Source organism: Limosilactobacillus reuteri, from assembly GCF_020785355.1.
GTDB lineage: Bacteria > Bacillota > Bacilli > Lactobacillales > Lactobacillaceae > Limosilactobacillus > Limosilactobacillus reuteri_I.
In genome coordinates, this window is record NZ_JAJGVH010000066.1 from 15,651 (window position 1) to 35,327 (window position 19,677).

A 19,677-nucleotide genomic window follows, 5' to 3' on the forward strand; every position below is an offset into this window, starting at 1 on the left:
AATATTCGTTGGTTGATATGCGGCCGTGGCGGAACTGGCAGACGCGTAAGATTAAGGATCTTATGGTCGATTATGACCGTGGAGGTTCAAGTCCTCTCGGCCGCACTACTTAAAAGGCACTGAGTAATATTTGCTCAGTGTCTTTTTGTTGTGTATAAAGATGATTTCTGACTTTGAAGAGATAAAGCAACTATAGTAAGGCGTTCTATTTCTGCTGTATAATTATTACATACGAAAGAGAAAATAAAATGCTTTAATAGGGGAATGAAAAAGATGGAAACTAATTTTGAAAATTACCCTTCTAAATATGCAGAAATGGGGAAATCAGGTCAACAAGCAGAAAGTATCTTGTATCAAGCTCCAAGGAATGCTGTACAAGGATTTCGTGTACTTGTTGAAACAATAACTAAAGAAGCACTTCACTTAGACGGCTATGGTAATGGTGGTTACGATGAGCGTCAAGTTGATAGAATCGAAATGATGCGGCTCCATCCAGATGATTATCCTGTAAAGGTCGTTCAGGCAATGGATCGAGTACGTAGAGTAGGTAATAAAGCTAGTCATGATGCTAAGCTAGATATTGATACTGAAGAAGCACTTCAAGTTGACCAAGATACTTACATTATTTCTGACTGGTTTTTAGGAACCTACACTCAAGCTGATGAAAAAGATTACATTAAGCCCCAGAATAATACTCAAAATATTGAAGAACTGAAGAAACAATTAGATGATCAAAAATTAAAAATTCAACAGTTACAGCAGGTAAATAATAAAAATAAGATTTCACTTACGGTTGAACAGAAAGTTGAAAGACGGAAAAAGAGTCGCCAATTTGCCATTCAACATCCTCTTAACGAAGCCGAAACGCGTGAACTTATTGATCAGCAGCTGCGCGATGCGGGATGGGAAGCAGATACTAATAAGATCCGTTACAGTAATACCAAACCCGAAAACGGAAAAAATAAAGCAATCGCGGAATGGGAGTTTCCAAATGGCGACCGTGCCGATTATGCACTTTTTATTGGTAAAGAAGCAGTGGGAGTTGTGGAAGCTAAAAAATATGAGGATGATGTTTACAGTTCATTAGATCAAGCTGTTGATTATTCTAAGGAATTCGTATTTACTGATAAGGTAGCTGAACCAATTCGTAACTATGAAGTTTATAAACCATATAATGTACCATTTATTTTTAGTACAAATGGGCGTCCTTATTTAAAGCAACTAGAACAAAAATCAGGAATTTGGTTCTGGGATGCACGAAATCCTGAACACGCTCGACGCCCATTGGAATCTTGGCTTACTCCTGATGATTTAAAACTTAAATTAAGCGCACCACTTGAGAAAGATTCAGATCAAGCATTAAAAGATGATAATGATTTTCCAGAACTAGCTAATCGTGATTATCAACAAGACGCCATCAAAGCTGTAGAAAATGCTATCGGAGAAGGCAAGACAAGAATTCTTCTTGCAATGGCAACTGGTACAGGTAAAACCAGAACCGCCATTTCATTAATGTACCGCTTAATAAAGAATAAACGTGCACGGAGAATCCTATACTTGGTTGACCGGCAATCATTAGCTACCCAAACTGCTAACTCTTTAAAGGATAATAAAGTTGGTTCTCAACCTGTATCGAGTATTTATGATGTTAAAGAATTTACAGACAAAATACCTGCACCAACTACTAGAATTCAAATTTCAACAGTACAAGGAATGGTACAACGTTTATTTAATAGTATAGATAATGAAAACAAACCATCCCCTGGTATGTATGACATTATTATCGTTGATGAAGCTCACCGTGGTTATGGTGAAGATCGTGAAATGTCGAATGATGAAATGAAGTTTTATGATCAGGCTGATTACATTAGCCAGTACAGAAGGGTAATAGATTACTTCGATGCAACTGCAATTGGTATGACAGCTACACCAGCAATCCAAACTGTCCGAATATTCGGCGATCCTGTATACTCTTATAGTTATCAACAAGCAGTTATTGATGGTTATTTGATGGATCATAATGCACCTTATATCATTAAAACTAAACTTTCGAATGAGGGAATTAAGTTTAATAAAGGTCAGGAAGTTGATTCTTATAATTATGATATGGACAAGCATGAGAAGTATCGAATGCCTGAAGATATTAATTTTGATGTAGAAGCATTTAATAAGAAAGTCATTACTGAACCCTTTAATCGTGCAGTTTGCCAAGAACTTGTAAATCGTTTAGATCCTAATGAGCCATCTTTAGGAAAAACCTTAATCTTTGCGGCTACTGATGATCATGCTGATATGATAGTTCGTCTATTAAAAGAAGAATTTGAAAAAAGCGGTAATCCAGTTAGTGATAATGCAATAATGAAAATTACTGGTAAAGATCGTCACCGCGATATTCATATTAAGCAGTTTAAGAACGAACAATATCCTAATATCGTCGTAACTGTTGACCTATTAACAACCGGGATTGATGTCCCATCCATCTGTAATATTGTATTTTTGCGGCGGGTGAAGTCTCGGATATTATACGAACAAATGCTAGGTCGGGCGACGCGAAAATTTGAAGGTATTGATGCGTTTAATATTTTTGATCCAATTGGTCAATATGACAGTATGGAGAAATATACCGATATGAACTCGGTCATCAATGAGAAAAATGTTCAGCGCAAAGTAGAGGAATATTACTCCTTAGCATTAAAGGCTCCTACAGAGGATTCACTTAAAGAGTATCGTAAACAGCTAGTTGCAAAGTTACAAAGAAAGATTCAGCGGTTAGATGATAAGCAAACTGATGAATTGGAGACAGCTATTCAAGAAAAAGACCTGTCTGCCTGGGCACGGAGCTTAGAAAATGCGACTCAAAATAAATTACAATCTGAATCAAGAAAGATTAAGACTATCAGTGAGTTCAGATTAAAGCCACGAACTGCTTTAATTTCTAATCAGAAAGATGAAGTTGTTTCGGTTGATCGTGGATATGGTAATAATAATGAAAAGCCAGCTGATTATTTAGAATCATTTAATCGCTTCATCAAGTCTTCACGAAATGAGATTCCAGCAATAGATATATTAATTAATCGTCCAAGTGATCTCAGCCTCCAAGATTTACGTCAAATTCAGAGTATTCTTAGTTCACATGGTTTTAAGGAGAACGACTTACAATCAGCATGGCGGACAACTAATAAGATAAATGTTGCAGCAAGTATCATTAGTTTTATTCGTCAAGCAGCCTTAGGTACTCCATTGGAATCCGAAAGCGCAATTGTTGATCGTGCAATGGCTAAGGTATATGGAATGGCAGACTGGACAACCGTTCAAATGAAGTGGTTGAAGCGGATTGAAGAACAATTAAAACAAAACCATATTCTTGGGCCGAATGCTTCAAAAGCGTTCAATGATATTGAGGTCTTCAAGGAGCATGGGGGATATAAGCAAATGAAACGCGTCTTTGGTAATCAGACTGATGAAATCATTAGTTTGATTAATCAGAATTTATATGCGTAATTGAGAAAGGAAAATTGATTACTTATGGCAATGTCTAATCAAGAAATTGTACAACAATTATGGAAAGAGTGTGATATATTACGTGATGATGGGGTTACATACCAAGATTATGTAACTGAATTAACCTATATCTTGTTCTTAAAGATGAGTAAGGAACAGGATGAAGAAAGGGAAATTCCAGAAAAGTATCGTTGGGATAACTTACTTCGATATGAAGGCTTAGATTTAATGAACTTCTATCGCCAACTATTACTTGATCTTGGTAATCCGCAAAAAACGAAGAGTACGCGAATTAATGCAATTTATGACAATGCATCGACAAGTATCGATGAGCCGGCCAATCTTGAAAAAATTATCCATGATATTGATGGGTTAGATTGGTTTTCTGCGCGTCAAGAGGGATTAGGGGCTCTCTATGAAGGGTTATTAGAGAAAAACGCCAATGAAACCAAGTCTGGTGCTGGTCAATATTTCACGCCTCGTCCTCTTATCAATATGATGGTAAGAATAACAAAGCCACAAATTGGTGAACGGCTAAATGACCCTGCAGCAGGTACCTTTGGTTTTATGGTTGCGGCCAATGATTATCTAAGTGATCAGACAGATGAATTTTTTGATTTAAGTCAGGCTGATCGTAAATTTGAAAAAGAAGGGGCATTTTCCGGAATGGAACTGGTGCCTAATACCCACCGATTAGCATTGATGAATCAATATTTACATGGAATGGATGGTCGCTTGGACCAAGGGGATTCATTATCTGCTGCTGGTAAATGGATGAAGAATTTTGATGTTATCTTGACTAATCCACCGTTCGGAACAAAGAAAGGTGGAGAGCGAGCAACTCGTGATGACTTGACTTATGAAACATCTAATAAGCAGTTAAACTTCTTACAAATTATCTATAATTCCTTAAAAAAGAATGGTAAGGCAAGAGCAGCTGTGGTTGTCCCAGATAACGTTTTATTTGCTGATGGTGCTGGCGAAGAAATTCGGAAAGACTTACTTAATAAATGTAATGTGCATACCATTCTTAGATTACCTACTGGTATTTTCTATGCTCAGGGTGTTCAAACCAATGTTTTATTCTTTAATCGTGGGATTGATGACTCAGATAATACTAAAGAAACTTGGATCTATGATATGCGTCATCAAATGCGTTCATTCGGTAAGCGTAGTCCCCTTAATGAGAAGGACTTTGCAGAATTTGAAAAGTTATTCTCTGTAGATGATCTTAGCAAGCGAGAAGAAACATGGAGTAAGGATGAGAATCCAAATGGTAGATGGCGTAAATTTACAATTGATGAGATTGAAAAGCGTCCTAATACCAGTTTAGATATTACTTGGATGAGTGAAGAAGAAGACCATGATGAGCGCTCATTACAGGAAATCCTTAGTGAAATGAATAATAAGTCAATGGCAATTAGTGAAGCCATTGCGGAACTCAATAAGGCATTAGAAGGGATCGACGATGAAGACTAATACTTTAGATTTTGATGCGCAGGCTTTAAGAGAAAAAATCCTAGATTTAGCGATGCGAGGTAAACTTGTACCGCAAGATCCTAATGATGAGCCAGCAAGCGTATTGCTAGAAAAAATCAAGGCAGAAAAAGAACAGCTTATTAAAATAAAGAAGATTAAGAAGAGCAAGCCACTCCCTGAAATTACTGATGATGAGAAGCCATTCGAGATTCCTGATAGTTGGGAATGGGTAAGACTAGGAGAGCTGACAAATTTGATTTCAGGTAGAGATATACCGAAAAAATTACATTTAAATAAGCCCACTAAAAATTCGATACCTTACATTACAGGAGCTAGTAATATTAGTGATAATGGTGAAATTTTGATATCAGAGTGGGTTAATAACCCTAGTGTTATTGTCAAGGACAGTACACTTTTATTATCAGTTAAAGGTACTATTGGAAAAATAGCAGTGTTAAACCTTCCAGAAGCTCATATTGCAAGACAGATCATGGGGCTAGAAAACATATACAATTTAAATCTAGAATTTCAAAAATACTTTCTCGAAAATTATGTTGAAGAACTGAGAAGTAAAGCTAAAAGTATGATACCAGGGATTTCTAGAGATGATATGTTATTAGCGATTATTCCACTTCCACCTCTTTCAGAGCAAAGTCGAATCGCTGCTAAAATAGCGCAGCTCTTCGCTTTGCTCCGCAAAGTCGAATCGCTGCTAAAATAGCGCAGCTCTTCGCTTTGCTCCGCAAAGTCGAATCTTCTATTCAACAATATACAAATCTGAAAGATTTGCTAAAGTTTAAACTGTTGGATTTAGCTATGCGAGGAAAACTTATTGATCAAAATCCAAAGGATGAACCAGCTAATGTTCTTTTAGATAAAATTAAAGCTGAAAAAGATCAACTTGTTAAAGAAAAGAAAATTAAGAAAACTAAGTCTCTACCTGAAATTGCTGATGATGAGAAGCCATTCGAGATTCCTAATAGTTGGGAATGGGTGAGATTAGGAGATCTTGTTAGTATTAAGGGTGGTAAAAGAGTCCCCAAAGGTAAAAAATTAGTTGATTATCAAGCTATTAGACCATATATTCGTGTTACAGATATGAAAGGATATACTGTAAGTACAAATGATCTTAAATATGTAACGCAAGATATTTATGATCAAATTAAAAAATATACGATTTCTTCAAATGATATTTATTTCAGTATAGCTGGAACGATTGGTAAAGTAGGAAAAATACCTGATAAAATTAGTGGTGCGTTACTAACTGAAAATGCTGCTAAATTGACACCTTATGATGCTAATAAAGATTTTTTGATACAAGTATTAAGTAGCAATATAGTTAAAAAACAACATAAAAAAATTTTAAGTCAAGTTGCGCAGCCTAAATTATCACTTATAAAACTTAGACAAACTATTATTCCACTTCCTCCTCTTTCGGAACAAAGACGAATTGTTTCAAAATTGGAACAGTTATTTGCTTTAATAGGTTAGGATTTAATATGACAATCATAATCATCTGTCAAACTAGTGGTTTGCACATCAACTATAAGCCGATTAGAAAAGCTGGCGTTCTCAAGGCGCTTTTTCTTTTAAGTATCTCAATAAACTGAAAAACACTTAACTTCGAGGGAATACTAATAAATGAACAGGATCGGGCATCATATGTCCATCAATGATTGTTACATCTTTATACTTACACAATAGTTTTATATAATCTCATAAGTCGCTTCGATATTATTGATTATATAATTTTTCGTCTATACTTTGGAATGAATACAATAAGGTATTTACATAACCACTTTGTATGGGTTAAACTAATTTAATTTATTAGCGATATTTTTATTACCTCTTTTCCCTTATCGATTTTGGATTGAACACCTACATCTTAAGGAAAAAGAGGTCCTTTTTATATAATTTTTATCGCCCACACATAGCAGGTGTTTTTGTTTCGTGCATTCGTTCTGCTCACGCACTTAACTAGGTCTAAAAGCATTAATAAAATTTACGTAAATTTTACCTCTCCTCTTGCTATCTCAATCATGAAAGCGCTATACTTTAGATGTTGTAGATAGTAACGAGGAGGGATTTATCAATGGATGCAGATATCAAATGGCTTGATGAACCGGAAACATTCCGTGTTAATCAATTACCTGCGCATAGTGACCATTATTATTACGGTAACTATGATGAATGGCGGCATAATAATAGTCGTTTTGCGCAAAACTTGGATGGGCAATGGCAATTTAACTTTGCTGAAAACCCGCGTGAACGCGAAGAAGATTTTTATAAGACAGATTACGATAGCAGCAGCTTTGGAACAATCGAAGTCCCTAGTGAGATTGAACTAAATAATTACGCCCAAAATAATTACATTAACACTTTGATTCCGTGGGAAGGTAAGATTTACCGTCGTCCTGCATATGCCCTTAGTCCTGATGATGCGCAAGAGGGATCATTTAGTGATGGGGATGACAATACTGTTGGCGAATACTTAAAACATTTTGACCTTGAACCTTCTTTACGGGGAAAGCAGATCCGCATTCGTTTTGATGGTGTTGAGCGTGCCATGTATGTTTGGCTTAATGGTCACTTTATTGGTTACGCTGAAGACAGTTTTACCCCCTCTGAATTTGACCTGACTCCTTACATTCAAGATGAAGGTAATGTTTTAGCTGTGGAAGTTTTCAAGCATAGTACCGCCTCGTGGATTGAGGATCAAGATATGTTCCGTTTTTCTGGAATTTTCCGGAGTGTAAACCTATTAGCTCAACCACTTGTTCATGTTGAAGACCTTAATATTCGGCCAATTGTTACTGATAATTATCAGGACGGTATTTTTAATGTTAACCTTCAACTTCACGGTGAAAAGACTGGGAATGTTAATGTGCGGGTTATCGACAATGATGGTAATACGCTCGTCAATGAAACACACCCTGTTGATTCCACGGTAAAAGTTCAGGATCAATTTTTAGAAAATATTCACTTATGGGATAACCATGATCCTTACCTCTATCAATTGTTGATTGAAATTCGTGATGACGAAGGTAATCTGGTCGAACTCGTTCCATACCGTTTTGGTTTTCGGCGAATTGAAATTAATAAAGACCATGTTGTCCTATTGAATGGTCAACGGCTAATTATCAATGGTGTTAACCGTCACGAATGGAATGCTAAACGTGGCCGCGCGATCACGATGGATGATATGACGAGTGATATTCACACCTTTAAGGAAAATAATATTAATGCCGTCCGGACGTGTCACTATCCAGATCAAATTCCGTGGTATTACCTTTGTGATGATAACGGAATTTACATGATGGCCGAAAATAATCTGGAATCCCATGCTACCTGGCAGAAGATGGGAGCAATTGAACCATCATATAACGTCCCCGGTTCAGTTCCTCAATGGCGTGACGTAGTAGTAGATCGGGCACGGACTAACTATGAAACATTTAAGAACCACCCGTCGATTTTATTCTGGTCTTTAGGTAATGAATCATATGCTGGCGATAATATTGTCAAAATGAATGAATTCTATAAGAAGCATGATGACAGTCGGCTTGTTCACTATGAGGGTGTTTGTCATACTCCCGAATACCGTGATCGGATCTCAGACGTTGAAAGCTGGATGTACTTACCACCTAAAGAAGTTGAGGAGTACTTGAAGAATAATCCAGACAAGCCATTTATGGAATGTGAGTACATGCATGATATGGGGAATTCTGATGGTGGAATGGGTTCGTACATTTCCTTACTTGATAAATACCCACAATACTTTGGCGGCTTCATTTGGGACTTTATTGACCAAGCCCTCCTTGTTAAGGATCCAGTAAGTGGGCAAGAAGTGATGCGCTATGGTGGTGATTTCGATGATCGTCACTCAGATTACGAATTCTCGGGAGATGGCTTGATGTTTGCTGATCGGACACCGAAGCCAGCAATGCAGGAGGTAAGATACTACTATGGCTTACACAAATAAATTACGCGTGATATATGGTGATGCGACATTAGGACTTAGTGGTGACGGCTTTCATTATATTTTTAGCTATGAGCGTGGTGGACTAGAATCGCTTAAACTAAACGGTAAAGAATGGCTATATCGTGAACCAATGCCGACATTTTGGCGGGCAACTACTGATAATGACCGAGGAAGTGGCTTTAATATTCGGTCTGCTCAGTGGTTAGCAGCGGACACTTTTCATAAGTGTGTTGGGATTGACCTGACAGTTGATAATCAACACTTTGCTGAATTACCTATTGCGCCGATAACCAATGAATTTAGTGATCCGGTATCTGCTGAAAACGTCAAGATTAAGTATACTTTTGAGACGCTAACAGTTCCGGCCACGCAAGTCACTGTAACTTATGAGGTTAACGGACAAGGTGAGATTAAAGTGACCATGCACTATTATGGTCATGAAGACTTACCTGGTCTACCAGTAGTAGGAATGCGTTTTATCATGCCGACCGTTGCTACCGGCTTTGACTATCAAGGATTGTCTGGTGAAACTTACCCTGACCGGATGGCAGGAGCGACTGAGGGTACCTTCCATGTTGACGGTTTACCGGTTACTAAGTATTTAGTTCCCCAGGAAAATGGAATGCACATGGATACTCATGCATTAACAATTACCCGCGATTCCACCCAAAATAATGCTGATCATTCTCGTGAACCATTTAACTTAACTGTTAAGCAAGACGAGCAACCATTTGCCTTTAGTTGTTTACCATATACAGCGGAGGAATTAGAAAATGCAACACACATCGAAGAGCTCCCACTCGCACGACGAACTGTTCTCGTTGTTGCGGGGGCCGTTCGAGGTGTTGGAGGAATTGATAGCTGGGGTGCAGATGTTGAAGAACAGTATCATATTCCTGCTGACCGTGATGTTGAGTTTTCGTTTGTAGTGAATGCAAAATAAGAGGTTGGATTATATTCCATGCCGCTATGTTCATAAAAAATTAAAACAAAGCCTCTAACGTTCGGCTTTACCGAGCGATAGAGGCTTTGTTGTTTTAATCAATTTGTCCAGCTGCAATTCCTTGGAAGTATTTCTTAATATGAGTACAGAAATAATAAAGACCATAAATTGCAAGAATGCTAAGACCAACTAACGAGATCACTAATAAAGCGGTGAACCATTTTACTTGCTTAAAGTAGAGGGTAACAGTATTTTTCCCTTTACGTTGCTGAATGTAGGGAGCACCAACCGAGGATCGCTGATAGTGGCGAAGTAGGTGACCATTAACCGTTAGTTGTGATTCGTGATACGTAATAATTGGTAACCGAACTTTTCCCGCTTTTCCTGCTTCCCATGATAATTGCAATCCTCCATGCGGCAAGACAGTATGAGTATATTTATGGGCTTCATTAATGATTTGTCCTTCGTAAGCGTAAGAACGAACATATTTTTGATTCATGTACTTCTTAGGAATTGGCAAATAGTCAGGACTTCTCTTTTCGACCATTGTTAACAATTGACCAGGGTAAAGGTCGTGGACGGAATGTCGCAGGGCGGTCTTATTTTCACTTACGCGGGTAATCGCGCTAAAACTATTAAGAACAATTTCTGAGTCATAGCGGGCTGCGCGTTTATAAACATCAATTGTCGTAGGAGTAAAGACCAGAAAAACCATTAACAAGAGGATACCGGTGATTAATTGATTTCGTAAGTCAATCTCTTGCGCTTTTTTATCAAGGGTTGTAGCGCTGATCCCAACTCCTGCGAGTAAGAGGGGAAAGGCAATGATTGTTAACCGGTTAGGGAACTGCAAAGTGTGGCCAAGTGCGGGGATCACATCTTGGAAAAAGGACCAAGGAGTAAGGGAAGAACTAAGCAGGAGGACCAAAGAACCAAGTAACGTCAGGACTGTATTAGTAAGCGATTTTTTGAAGGTGAATAATACGTAAATGAGTTGAAGGATAAAGAGAATCCACATTGCGTAGATTAAATAATCGCGTGTACTGCTAAACATTGAAGGCAGTAGCACATTATCGGCGAGACTGAAATCGGCAGGATTGGCAATATTATTATGGAGGTTAAGCATTAATAAGGCTCCCCAGACATTGGCTGTTAAAATAACGGTTCCGCCGACTGCCTTTAGCGTTTCGAGCCACATTTGCGTACGATTAGTCGTTATAATTAAACCAATAATAAAGAACGGTGTTAGGGTAATCACGAAAAATAAAGAACTTAGCATGTGGATCTGAATGATGATCGTCATCAGGGTCATTAATTGTAGCCAGTTGACTGGTCGTTGGCGGTCCTGGATCATGCGTACTCCACAAATTACCATATAAGGGGCCAGAGCAGCTCCCCAGGCATTCATGTTCTGTGCTAATTCCCATCGTGGAAGCCACCCAATATTCATGTAAATTAGGGCACAGATAATTGCAAATGTCCGTTTACTATGAACACGGATGCCAAGTCGATACATACCGATTCCACCTAGTAGATAGACGATAAAGGTAGTAACAATCTGATATTGATACCAGGTTCCTACTATTCCAAGAATGGCCCCATTTAAATATGCAAAGAGGGGTCCATAAACGGCATTGATGATGCGGCCGCTTTGTTGAAAACCATAATTACTTTGAAAATAACTAAAATTGAACTGTTGAATTTGCTTAGCGGCATCATAAAAACGGTTAAAGTGAAAAATGGAGTCCGTTCCTAAAATAACTCCGTGTGATACAAGTTGGGGGAACATGATTAAATAGGCCATTGCAGCGATGGCACAGTATGGGAGCCCCCAATTAATTAGATTAGCAATTTTAGATTTCATAAAATTGAGAATTAAACTAAACCAGTTTAATTTTTCCTTTCCTCAAATACTTGTCTTAATAATTATACGGCAGAAAAGTTGGCTGTAAAATAACCTTCTGCAGCTAGTTTGATTGTTAAGCAGTAGTAAAATGCGCTATTATAAGATAGTGGCAAAGGGGAGTGAAAAAATGGCAGAATTAGTAATTGTACGTCATGGGCAAAGTCAAGCTAATCGTGATAATATTTTTACTGGCTGGACTGATGTTCCGTTGACTCCTAAAGGAATTGAACAGGGTGAATTAGTAGGTAAAGAATTGCTAAGACTAGGTATCCAATTTAGTGATGCGTATACGTCCTACATGGAACGGGCAATCATGACAACTAATATTATCCTAGAAGAAATTAATCAGTTATATATTCCAGTCCATAAAACGTGGCGACTAAATGAACGTCATTATGGGGCATTGAGTGGTCGGAACAAAGATGAAGTGAAGAAAGAAATTGGTGCCGAACAGCTTCATAAATGGCGACGCGGTTTTAAAGACTTACCGCCACAATTAAAAGAGCGCCAGCATGATCGCCGCTATGATCGCTTAGGAGTTAAGATTCCGCTTAGTGAAAGTTTAGAAATGACGCTCCAACGACTCCTCCCATATTGGCAAGACCATATTGCGCCTCGTTTAATTGACGGACATAATCAGTTAATTGTTGCCCATGGTAGTTCTTTGCGGGCACTAATTAAATATTTAGATGGTATTTCAGATGATGATATTGATAAAGTGGAAGTTCCAAATGGCAAGCCCATCTTATATCGCTTTGATGATCATCTTAATGTCATTAAAAAGACTTTTATAACAATGGATGGTGAAATTGATGACAATACACGAATTAGCAAATAACCCAACGTTAAGCGGTCAAGTACGCTTGATTGAAAATATTGTTTATGGTGCAATGGATGGGGAGGCATTACATATGTCTCTTTTAGCACCGTGGACGCAACGTTTTCCGAAACAATATCAAACTGAACCGCGACCATTGATTGTCTTTGTTCAAGGAAGCTCGTGGCGAACACCAAAAATGGGCGAAGAAATTCCACAACTAGTTCAATTTGTTCGGGCCGGTTATATTGTAGCGACTGTTCAACACCGTAGTTCAATTGATGGCCACCCATTTCCTGCCTTTTTGCAAGATGTTAAGACTGCCATTCGTTTCTTACGGGCCAATGCGCAAAAATATGCAATTGATCCGCAACAGGTTGCAGTTTGGGGAACTTCCTCTGGGGCCAATGCGGCAATGCTAGTCGGCTTAACGGGTGATGATCCGCGCTACAAGGTTGACCTTTATCAAGATGAATCGGATGCAGTAGACGCTGTGGTTAGTTGTTTTGCCCCAATGGACGTGGAAAAGACGTTTGAGTATGATGCTAACGTTCCGGGAAATAAGCTACTGCAATATTGCTTATTAGGCTCTGATGTATCAAAGTGGCCAGAAATTGAAAAACAAATGAGTCCCTTATATCAAGTCAAAGATGGTCAAAACTATCCACCATTCTTATTGTTCCATGGCGATGCTGATAAAGTTGTTCCATATGAACAAATGGAAAAAATGTATATGCGGTTGAAGGATAATGGAAATTCTGTTGAAGCGTACCGGGTTAAGGGTGCGAACCATGAACGAGATTTCTGGAGTCCAACAATTTATAACATTGTGCAGAAGTTTCTTGACGATCAATTTAAATAAATTTTAGAAATTGTATTGACAACTTATTTTTTATAAGTTATGATTTTGACATACTAAGTTAGGAGGAACACGTCATGTTTAACAAACAATTAATTAACGCTACTGTTTGTTGTTGTGGATCGCGTCTTATGCGACCCACAGTTTGGCGTGCTTACTTTTAGTTGAGTAACTGCTAACGTAATCGGGAATAAATGCATAAGGCGCAAATTCAAGTGAGAAGTTCTTGAGTTTGCGCCTTTTTTGTATTCGTTTTTGCATTCTAAAGGAGATAGATATTATGAAATTCAACACACAATTAATTCATGGCGGTAATAGTGAAGATCCAACAACTGGTGCTGTTTCAACACCGATCTACCGCTCATCAACATTCCATCAACACGTTCTTGGCGGTGAACCTAAATGGGAATATTCTCGGACAGGAAACCCAACACGTGCATCTCTTGAAAAATTAATCGCAGAGCTTGAGCATGGAACAGCTGGCTTTGCATTTGCTTCCGGATCTGCTGCTATTCATGCTACTTTTTCTTTATTCTCTCAAGGCGATCATTTTGTAGTTGGTAGTGATGTATACGGGGGAACATTCCGGTTAATCAATAAGGTATTAAAACGCTTTGGCCTTGAATTTACTGTTGTTGACATGCAAGACCTTGAAGCAGTAGAAAATGCAATTCAAGATAATACCGTTGCAGTTTACTTTGAAACACCGACTAATCCGCTCTTACAAATCGCTGATATTAAAGCAATTGCTGACATCGCAAAGAAGCATGGAATAAAGACAATTGTTGATAATACCTTTGCTACCCCTTATAACCAACAACCATTAACCCTTGGAGCAGACATTGTTGTTCACTCCGCAACCAAATATTTAGGCGGCCATAGTGATGTTGTTGCCGGATTAGCAGTTACTAACGATGATGAGATTGCTGACCAATTAGCATTCCTGCAAAACTCAATCGGTAGTACACTTGGCCCTGACGATAGTTGGCTATTACAACGGGGGATGAAAACTCTTGGTGCCCGGATGCGCGTTCACCAAGAAAATGCGAATGAAGTTATTAACTTCCTCCAAAACGATGACCATATTGGAAAAATTTATTATCCAGGCTTAAAAGATTTTCCTGGTCATGAGATTGCGGCTAAGCAAATGCGGAACTTTGGAGCAATGATCTCCTTTGAACTTAAGGATGGTTTAGATGCGAAGAAGTTTGTTGAAAGTCTACAATTAATTGATCTTGCCGAAAGCTTAGGGGGAATTGAAAGTTTGATTGAAGTTCCAGCTGTCATGACCCATGGATCTATTCCCCGGGAAATACGATTAGAAAACGGAATTAAAGATGAGTTGATTCGTCTTTCAGTGGGAATTGAGGACCCTGAAGATATTATTGCTGACTTGCAACAAGCACTTAAAAAATTAGACTAATTATAGAAGAAGGGAAACTGTGACTTATGTGGGAAATTATCAAGACATCTTTACCACAACTCTTAGCAGCGGGATTTAAATATACGATTCCGTTAGCGATTATTTCATTTTTCTTTGGACTGATTATTGCACTAGTAACAGCTTTAATTCGTCTCTCTCGTCAACGTGGCGCATTCATGATTCTTAAATGGATTGCTAGTTTTTATGTCTGGCTTTTTCGGTCAACACCGCTGCTAGTTCAATTATTTATTGTATTCTTTGGGCTGCCATATTTAAGGATCAAGGGCGTTTTACCCCATGGAATAAAACTTGAACCATTTACAGCCGGCATTATTACATTTTCACTAAACACTGGGGCTTATGCTTCCGAAACAATTCGGGCAGCAATCAGCTCTGTTCCAACTGGGCAATGGGAAGCAGGCGCAGCTATCGGAATGACGCGGTTGCAAATCTTATGGCGAATTATTTTACCACAAGCCTTAAGAGTAGCTTTACCGCCCTTATCAAACAGTTTTATAAGTTTGGTCAAGGACACCTCATTGGCTGCTTCAATTACAATTATGGAAATGTTTGCTGTTAGTCAACAGATTGCGGCCGAAAACTATCAACCATTGCTTATGTATACTTTGGTAGCTATGGTTTATGCGGTCTTTACGACAATCTTATCTTATTTCCAAGGATATCTTGAGCGGGTAGTAGACCGTCAAGTAAATGCAAATAATAGGTGAGAAAAATGAAATTAACAAATATTAATAAAAGTTTTGGTAATAAAAATGTCTTGAAAAATACCACGTTAGAGTTTCCTATAGGTAAAACAACAGTAATGGTTGGTCCATCTGGATCGGGTAAATCAACAATTCTTCGCTCACTTAACTTACTAGTAATGCCAGAGAGCGGCCAGTACGATTTTGATGATCATCATTTGGATTTCAGTCAAAAAATAAGCAATAAAGATAAGTTGGCAATTCGTCAAGAAACAGGGATGGTTTTCCAAGACTACAATCTTTTCCCTAATAAAACTGTCCTTGGTAACATTATTGAAGGACCAACACAGGTTTTGAAACAGGCGAAAAAGGAAGCAATTGCAAACGCGCATAATTTACTTGCTAAAGTGGGCTTAGCAGATTACGGAGATGCCTATCCGAATGAATTATCTGGCGGACAGGCACAGCGGGTGGCGATTGCCCGGGCATTGGCAATGTCACCAAAGTATATCTTACTTGATGAACCGACTTCTGCTCTTGATCCAGAATTAGAGCTTAGTGTGTTGAAGGTTCTGTTGCAATTAGCTGAAGAAAAACAATCAATGGTAATTGTTACTCATAACATGGTCTTTGCTAAACATGTTGCGGATAAGATTATTTTTGTGGAAAACGGCGAAATTTTATATGATGGTACTCCAGACGAGTTTTTTGCTCCCGATAATCCAAATAAACGAATTAAAAACTTTATCGCCTCAATGACAATGGAAAATTTAAAATAAAGGAAGTTTAGAATAATGAAATTTTGGAAGAAAGCACTATTAACAATTGCAGCCTTAACAGTCGGTACCTCTGCAGGAATCACAAGTGTTTCTGCTGCTTCATCAGCTGTTAATTCAGAATTAGTTCATAAGGGAGAATTGACAATTGGCCTTGAGGGAACTTACTCCCCGTACTCTTATCGTAAAAATAACAAATTAACTGGTTTTGAAGTAGACCTTGGTAAAGCAGTTGCTAAAAAGATGGGCTTAAAAGCTAAGTTTGTACCAACTAAATGGGATTCGCTAATTGCCGGTCTTGGTTCAGGCAAGTTTGACGTAGTAATGAACAACATTACACAGACACCTGAACGGGCCAAGCAATATAATTTCTCTACTCCATATATCAAGTCACGGTTTGCATTAATTGTTCCTGCTGATAGTAATATTAAGAGCTTGAAGGATATTAAAGGCAAGAAGATTATTGCTGGTACAGGAACTAATAATGCGAATGTGGTTAAAAAATATAAAGGTAGCCTTACACCAAATGGCGATTTTGCTAGTTCCTTAGATATGATCAAGCAGGGGCGGGCTGCCGGAACAGTTAACTCCCGTGAAGCATGGTACGCTTACAGCAAGAATAATAGTACTAAGGGTCTCAAGATGATTGACGTTTCTAGTGAACAAGATCCAGCCAAAATTTCAGCGCTTTTTAACAAGAAAGATACTGCTATTCAATCTTCTTACAACAAGGCGCTTAAGGAACTTCAACAAGATGGAACAGTTAAGAAGCTATCTGAAAAGTACTTCGGTGCAGATATTACTGAATAATTAAAAAAGATCTCCAACGTCTGTGTGTTACAGTGTTAGAGATCTTTTAATTATGTTAAGAAAATCTGATTGAATACCAAATACTTCCAGCAATTAGAAACGCGCCAATCAAAAAGCCCCAGGTTATTTGCTCATGAAGTAATAACCAACCGAGTAAAGTTCCTACAACCGGTTGGAACAAGAAGAATAGTCCAGAACTAGCGGCATTAAGGTACTTTAACCCTTGATTCTACATTACAAAAGCAGTTGCTGTAGAAATAACGCCTAAATAAATAAGTGATCCCCAGATGTTAAAAGCTAAGAAATTAACATGGCTGAGTGTCCCTGACCAATTATGGATGACAAAGGGAGTCAGACAGCAGATAGCAACCAAAACAGAAATAGTAGTAATCTCTAAGACATCATATTGTGGATCAATCATTTTATTGATAACTGACATGAGTGCCCAAGTAAGTGCCGCAATGATAAGCATCATGATTCCTAGTAGACCATGACCTCCTGTAGGATGAATCCCCACGATTGAAATGACACCGACTGTTGCCAATATTAAAGATATTACTTTAACTTTGGTAATCTGTTCATGAAGCAAAAGCCATGCAAAAATTACCATAAAAGTTGGGGTAGCGGTCGTAATAACCGAACCCAATTGTGCTGACGAAAGCCATGTTCCTGTTTCCTGCGTTACTATTGAAATTGTATTGCCAATGATTCCGGCAATAATAATTAAACTGCAATTCTTCCAATCCCAATGCCACTTAAGCTTTTTTAAGCAACAGTAAAATAGTAGGGCCCAAAATGCGATCACATATCGTAGCCATACTAGTTCAATCGGTGGGATGACTGTCACAATACTTTTTACCACCACAAACATCCCGCCCCAAATACTTGCTGCGAGGCTTAAGAGAATACTTCCTAGAACTTTATTTGATTTTTTCATTTATTAATCCCTCCATTAAAATTTTTTTAATGGAGAGCTGGCACATCACATTCACGTAATGGTGCAAAAATCATTAGGAATGACTCCCTTCTTAAAATAGTAATAATAAGTATAACATTATTATCTGTAAATAAAAAAGCTGTGATAAATATAAATCTATCACAACTTTTTCACAAATTAATGTTAAATTATTATGCTAAAGTTCCCATTGGATCCCAAGGCTTAAGAACAACGGGGCTCTTAGCGTAATCACGTTTAAGATCTTCGCTAAGGTACTTCTTATTAATAACGACTTGGTAGCAGTACTTGTCCATCCAATCATCACTCATAACAAAGTAACCTTTATGGCCGACCTTGTTACCCCATGAGTTTTCAACTTTCCACTTTGTTGGCTTACCATCGACAAGGTCAACACCAGTGATAACCATTGCGTGATCCATCATGCTTTCACCATAATCAAGTGCTTCAGCTTTAGTCATTTCAAGATCAATGTCAAATAGTTTGTCGTAGTCATAGGTGTTAAGGGCCATAATCCCAAGTTTAGTTTCTGAATATTTAATAACATCTGAACCAAACCAAACACTTTCGCCATTCTTTAATTGTTCAATCGCGAGTTGCTTAAATTCATCCATTGGCAGGTTTAAGTGCTTGATTTCACGACCGCCAACGACATTACCAAGCATATCGATGGTGTAAGTTTGGTGGTACTTTTTATCAGCAGTCGGTGCTTGGATGATTGAGATATAGTCATCGAGGTTCCAACCAACATACTTCTTAAAGAATTCTTGAGGAGTAAGGTTAGTATCGCGGTGGAATTCGTTATCCTTCTTTGTCCGATATTCGAAGTCAAAGTGACTAACTGGTTCACCAAACGTGTAAGCAAGCATCCGGTAATTTTCATTCAACATCTTCCGGCGTGTTTCATCGATTGCTTCTTCATTTGCATGATCTTCGTTAATCATCTTCCGTAAAATAACGGCATCGTGACGAAGCTTGTTGTTTAAAACTTCATCAATTCCCCGTGAGTTAGAAGAGTTGAATGATTCGGGCATTGCGGCTTTTGGCATAACTCCATACTTGCTGATAAGGGCGCAAAGCATATCCCATTGGCCACCATCGTTTTGTGGTTCGTTCATTAACCATGAAACTTTTCGGCTGTCGGTAGGCTTTTTAGCAGTCTTAATTACGTTTTGGTAGAAGTAATTAGATTTCTCAAACTTATCCCAGAAGAACTGATAGGCTTGGGAAAGTTCAAAATTATCAGGTAAGTTAAATTTTTGCTGCATATCATGACGCATTGTGTTCAGTGCCGCAAACATCCAACAACGACCGGATTGCTTTTGATCAGCAACGTCCCCCGTCTTGAGGTCAATAGAGAAATGAGGAGTATTATCAGCAATTGAATGCCAATTAAAGCTTGCATTCCGTACCCCGTTTTTTGTAACAGTATTTTCTAAGACACTGCTGTTAGGGTGATGACGGTAGTTTTTATGAAAACTAGCGATATCTTCTTTATTAATTGAAAAGCTCATTTGCAATATCT

15 protein-coding genes, 1 tRNA gene and 2 pseudogenes are annotated in these 19,677 nt (G+C 38.2%); 13 read left to right on the forward strand and 5 right to left on the reverse strand.

Features of this window, described 5'->3' with window-relative positions:
• Window positions 1-19: 19 nt before the first annotated feature.
• From LMB56_RS03580 to LMB56_RS03600, 5 genes are all read left to right on the forward strand, one after another.
• Window positions 20-105, forward strand: a tRNA-Leu gene (locus LMB56_RS03580).
• A 168-nt stretch (window positions 106-273) separates the two neighbouring features.
• Window positions 274-3,501 (forward strand): type I restriction-modification system endonuclease, encoded by a 3,228-nt coding sequence (gene hsdR, locus LMB56_RS03585; protein ID WP_229283691.1) that lies wholly within the window; start codon window positions 274-276, stop codon window positions 3,499-3,501.
• Window positions 3,502-3,531: 30 nt separating this feature from the next.
• The gene (locus tag LMB56_RS03590; RefSeq protein ID WP_229283714.1) at window positions 3,532-4,980 is read left to right on the forward strand and encodes a class I SAM-dependent DNA methyltransferase; all 1,449 of its coding nucleotides are present in this window, start codon (window positions 3,532-3,534) and stop codon (window positions 4,978-4,980) included.
• The gene (locus LMB56_RS03595) at window positions 4,970-5,701 is read left to right on the forward strand and encodes a restriction endonuclease subunit S (protein WP_229283692.1); all 732 of its coding nucleotides are present in this window, start codon (window positions 4,970-4,972) and stop codon (window positions 5,699-5,701) included. Before LMB56_RS03590 ends, LMB56_RS03595 begins: the two co-directional genes overlap by 11 nt.
• Before the next feature lie 95 nt (window positions 5,702-5,796).
• On the forward strand, window positions 5,797-6,471 hold the full coding sequence (locus tag LMB56_RS03600) for a restriction endonuclease subunit S (RefSeq protein ID WP_229283693.1): 675 nt from the start codon (window positions 5,797-5,799) through the stop codon (window positions 6,469-6,471).
• Between the two features lie 82 nt (window positions 6,472-6,553).
• Here LMB56_RS03600 and tnpA read toward each other — a convergent pair.
• Window positions 6,554-6,799 (reverse strand): annotated as a pseudogene (gene tnpA, locus LMB56_RS03605) (IS200/IS605 family transposase); the annotation flags it as partial.
• 273 nt (window positions 6,800-7,072) lie between these two features.
• On the opposite strand from tnpA, the gene LMB56_RS03610 reads away from it, so the two are divergent.
• Both LMB56_RS03610 and LMB56_RS03615 read left to right on the forward strand, forming a co-directional pair.
• Window positions 7,073-8,959: a glycoside hydrolase family 2 TIM barrel-domain containing protein gene (locus tag LMB56_RS03610; protein ID WP_229283694.1), complete on the forward strand. Its 1,887-nt coding sequence runs from the start codon at window positions 7,073-7,075 to the stop codon at window positions 8,957-8,959.
• Entirely contained in the window at window positions 8,943-9,902 is a 960-nt protein-coding gene (locus LMB56_RS03615; protein ID WP_229283697.1) for a beta-galactosidase small subunit, read from the forward strand. Before LMB56_RS03610 ends, LMB56_RS03615 begins: the two co-directional genes overlap by 17 nt.
• Before the next feature lie 94 nt (window positions 9,903-9,996).
• Here the strand turns inward: LMB56_RS03615 and LMB56_RS03620 are convergent, their stop codons facing one another.
• A complete protein-coding gene (locus tag LMB56_RS03620; protein WP_229283700.1) occupies window positions 9,997-11,766 on the reverse strand; it encodes a 6-pyruvoyl-tetrahydropterin synthase-related protein in 1,770 nt (589 codons plus the stop codon).
• Window positions 11,767-11,896: 130 nt separating this feature from the next.
• Here LMB56_RS03620 and LMB56_RS03625 point away from each other — a divergent pair, with 130 nt between their 5' ends.
• The 6 genes from LMB56_RS03625 to LMB56_RS03650 all read left to right on the forward strand — a co-directional run bounded on the left by LMB56_RS03625 (window position 11,897) and on the right by LMB56_RS03650 (window position 17,197).
• Window positions 11,897-12,646: a 2,3-bisphosphoglycerate-dependent phosphoglycerate mutase gene (locus LMB56_RS03625; protein WP_003667318.1), complete on the forward strand. Its 750-nt coding sequence runs from the start codon at window positions 11,897-11,899 to the stop codon at window positions 12,644-12,646.
• Complete coding sequence (locus LMB56_RS03630) at window positions 12,621-13,487, forward strand: alpha/beta hydrolase (RefSeq protein WP_229283701.1); 867 nt, start codon at window positions 12,621-12,623, stop codon at window positions 13,485-13,487. The genes LMB56_RS03625 and LMB56_RS03630 overlap by 26 nt, the downstream gene beginning before the upstream one ends.
• Window positions 13,488-13,764: 277 nt before the next feature.
• A complete protein-coding gene (locus LMB56_RS03635; RefSeq protein ID WP_229283705.1) occupies window positions 13,765-14,907 on the forward strand; it encodes a trans-sulfuration enzyme family protein in 1,143 nt (380 codons plus the stop codon).
• A gap of 26 nt (window positions 14,908-14,933) precedes the next feature.
• On the forward strand, window positions 14,934-15,635 hold the full coding sequence (locus tag LMB56_RS03640) for an amino acid ABC transporter permease (protein ID WP_019252233.1): 702 nt from the start codon (window positions 14,934-14,936) through the stop codon (window positions 15,633-15,635).
• 5 nt (window positions 15,636-15,640) lie between these two features.
• On the forward strand, window positions 15,641-16,390 hold the full coding sequence (locus LMB56_RS03645) for an amino acid ABC transporter ATP-binding protein (RefSeq protein ID WP_229283707.1): 750 nt from the start codon (window positions 15,641-15,643) through the stop codon (window positions 16,388-16,390).
• Between the two features lie 15 nt (window positions 16,391-16,405).
• Window positions 16,406-17,197, forward strand: a complete 792-nt coding sequence (locus LMB56_RS03650; protein WP_219285206.1) for a transporter substrate-binding domain-containing protein — start codon at window positions 16,406-16,408, stop codon at window positions 17,195-17,197.
• A gap of 55 nt (window positions 17,198-17,252) precedes the next feature.
• On the opposite strand, the pseudogene LMB56_RS10470 reads toward LMB56_RS03650, so the two are convergent.
• The 3 genes and pseudogenes from LMB56_RS10470 to LMB56_RS03660 form a co-directional block, all read right to left on the reverse strand.
• A pseudogene (locus tag LMB56_RS10470) lies at window positions 17,253-17,414 on the reverse strand (EamA family transporter); the annotation flags it as partial.
• Window positions 17,415-17,426: 12 nt separating this feature from the next.
• The gene (locus LMB56_RS03655; RefSeq protein ID WP_324294732.1) at window positions 17,427-18,134 is read right to left on the reverse strand and encodes a DMT family transporter; all 708 of its coding nucleotides are present in this window, start codon (window positions 18,132-18,134) and stop codon (window positions 17,427-17,429) included.
• Between the two features lie 191 nt (window positions 18,135-18,325).
• On the reverse strand, window positions 18,326-19,666 hold the full coding sequence (locus tag LMB56_RS03660) for a C1 family peptidase (protein ID WP_153703220.1): 1,341 nt from the start codon (window positions 19,664-19,666) through the stop codon (window positions 18,326-18,328).
• Window positions 19,667-19,677: the final 11 nt, after the last annotated feature.

Bases quoted from the DNA above. Each gene is read 5' to 3' on its own strand.
- hsdR (WP_229283691.1), top strand. From the start codon at position 274: ATGGAAACTAATTTTGAAAATTACCCTTCTAAATATGCAGAAATGGGG.
- LMB56_RS03590 (WP_229283714.1), top strand. From the start codon at position 3,532: ATGTCTAATCAAGAAATTGTACAACAATTATGGAAAGAGTGTGATATA.
- LMB56_RS03595 (WP_229283692.1), top strand. From the start codon at position 4,970: ATGAAGACTAATACTTTAGATTTTGATGCGCAGGCTTTAAGAGAAAAA.
- LMB56_RS03600 (WP_229283693.1), top strand. From the start codon at position 5,797: ATGCGAGGAAAACTTATTGATCAAAATCCAAAGGATGAACCAGCTAAT.
- LMB56_RS03610 (WP_229283694.1), top strand. From the start codon at position 7,073: ATGGATGCAGATATCAAATGGCTTGATGAACCGGAAACATTCCGTGTT.
- LMB56_RS03615 (WP_229283697.1), top strand. From the start codon at position 8,943: ATGGCTTACACAAATAAATTACGCGTGATATATGGTGATGCGACATTA.
- LMB56_RS03620 (WP_229283700.1), bottom strand. From the start codon at position 11,766: ATGAAATCTAAAATTGCTAATCTAATTAATTGGGGGCTCCCATACTGT.
- LMB56_RS03625 (WP_003667318.1), top strand. From the start codon at position 11,897: ATGCGCTATTATAAGATAGTGGCAAAGGGGAGTGAAAAAATGGCAGAA.
- LMB56_RS03630 (WP_229283701.1), top strand. From the start codon at position 12,621: ATGACAATACACGAATTAGCAAATAACCCAACGTTAAGCGGTCAAGTA.
- LMB56_RS03635 (WP_229283705.1), top strand. From the start codon at position 13,765: ATGAAATTCAACACACAATTAATTCATGGCGGTAATAGTGAAGATCCA.
- LMB56_RS03640 (WP_019252233.1), top strand. From the start codon at position 14,934: ATGTGGGAAATTATCAAGACATCTTTACCACAACTCTTAGCAGCGGGA.
- LMB56_RS03645 (WP_229283707.1), top strand. From the start codon at position 15,641: ATGAAATTAACAAATATTAATAAAAGTTTTGGTAATAAAAATGTCTTG.
- LMB56_RS03650 (WP_219285206.1), top strand. From the start codon at position 16,406: ATGAAATTTTGGAAGAAAGCACTATTAACAATTGCAGCCTTAACAGTC.
- LMB56_RS03655 (WP_324294732.1), bottom strand. From the start codon at position 18,134: ATGAAAAAATCAAATAAAGTTCTAGGAAGTATTCTCTTAAGCCTCGCA.
- LMB56_RS03660 (WP_153703220.1), bottom strand. From the start codon at position 19,666: ATGAGCTTTTCAATTAATAAAGAAGATATCGCTAGTTTTCATAAAAAC.